This window comes from Steroidobacter sp., from assembly GCF_016790065.1.
Lineage (GTDB): Bacteria > Pseudomonadota > Gammaproteobacteria > Steroidobacterales > Steroidobacteraceae > Steroidobacter.
In genome coordinates this window covers 1-1,673 of sequence record NZ_JAEUPY010000047.1, presented here as the reverse complement: position 1 = coordinate 1,673, position 1,673 = coordinate 1, and the positions used below count along the sequence as shown (strand labels likewise).

Sequence of the window (1,673 nt, the reverse complement as noted above, 5' to 3'; positions counted from 1 at the left end):
AGACGTTCATCCACGTCGACGGCATTCATCCAATCCGCTGTGCCGACTTGTTCGATGGACGCGAGCGCTACATACGACACTTCCGGCCGACGCAACAGATCGAAACCGTGGGCCTCGCGAGCCAGCGTCGTGCCGAACAATTCCATCGAACGTGCTTCGGACAGCTGCCGAGGATGCACGACGACGCGCTCCAGGCGCGTCACTTCAGCGTCTGTGGCTTCGCGCTTGGCGTTGAAGAACGCCCAACGCTCGTCGTTCACCAAGCCCAGCTCGCGACCCTTGGTTGTGAGGCGCAGATCCGCATTGTCCTCTCGCAGCAGCAGCCGATATTCGGCACGACTGGTGAACATGCGATAGGGCTCGCTGGTGCCGCGAGTGATCAAATCGTCGACCAACACGCCGATATACGCTTCGTCTCGACGCGGCGTCCACGCTTCGCGGTCTTGCGTCAGCAACGCAGCGTTCAACCCGGCGAGCAGGCCTTGAGCCGCGGCTTCTTCGTAACCGGTCGTGCCATTGATCTGGCCGGCGAAAAACAAACCGCCGATGAACTTGGTTTCGAGGCTGTAACGCAAATCGCGCGGATCGAAATAGTCGTACTCGATGGCGTAGCCGGGACGAGTGATGTGCGCGTTCTCGAAACCTTTGATGGAGCGCACCAGATCGAGCTGCACATCGAACGGCAAACTCGTGGAAATGCCGTTGGGATAAATCTCGTGCGTGGTCAGGCCTTCGGGCTCGATGAAAATCTGATGCGACGTCTTGTCGGCGAAGCGATGAATCTTGTCTTCCACTGACGGGCAGTAACGCGGCCCCACCCCTTCGATGACGCCGGTGTACATGGGCGAGCGATCGCAACCCGCGCGAATGATTTCGTGCGTGCGTTCGTTGGTCGCGGTGAGGTAGCAATTCACCTGCTGCGGATGATCGCTACGACGGCCGAGATAAGAGAACACCGGCGACGGCTCATCGCCCGGCTGCACCATCAAACCTTCATAGTTGATGGTGCGGCCGTCGATTCGTGGCGGCGTGCCCGTCTTCAAGCGGCCGACTCGGAACGGCAAGGCGCGCAGTCGCTCAGCCAAACGATTCGACGGCGGATCGCCGGCGCGACCGCCCTGATAATTAGTGAGCCCAACGTGAATCTTGCCGGCCAAGAAAGTGCCCACGGTGAGCACCACGGCGCGAGCGCGAAACTCGATGCCAGTCTGAGTGACCACGCCATGCACACGCTCGTGCTCGACGATGAGATCGGCCACTTCCTGTTGGAACAGCGTGAGGTTCGGCTGATTCTCCAGCGTGCCTCGAATCGCCGCCTTGTACAGCACACGATCCGCTTGAGCGCGCGTAGCTCGCACCGCCGGACCTTTGCTGGCGTTCAGAGTACGAAACTGAATGCCGCCGCGATCCGCGGCCTGCGCCATGGCGCCGCCGAGCGCATCGATTTCTTTGACCAGATGGCCTTTGCCGATGCCGCCGATGGCGGGATTGCAGCTCATCTGGCCCAGGGTCTCGATGCTCTGGGTGAGCAGCAGCGTACGCACGCCCATCCGGGCCGAAGCCAGAGCGGCCTCGGTACCGGCGTGCCCGCCGCCTACCACGATGACATCGAAATCTTGCGGAAAACGCATGGGATTCGGGGTGCTCAGGCACCTGGCCCGCCAAAAAGGGGG

1 protein-coding gene is annotated in these 1,673 nt (G+C 61.4%); it reads right to left on the bottom strand.

The window, feature by feature from the left end; all coding sequences use genetic code 11:
• A partial coding sequence (mnmG, locus tag JNL55_RS01830; protein WP_293848565.1) for a tRNA uridine-5-carboxymethylaminomethyl(34) synthesis enzyme MnmG occupies window positions 1–1,631 on the bottom strand: 1,631 nt, incomplete at its 3' end.
• Window positions 1,632–1,673 lie beyond the last annotated feature (42 nt).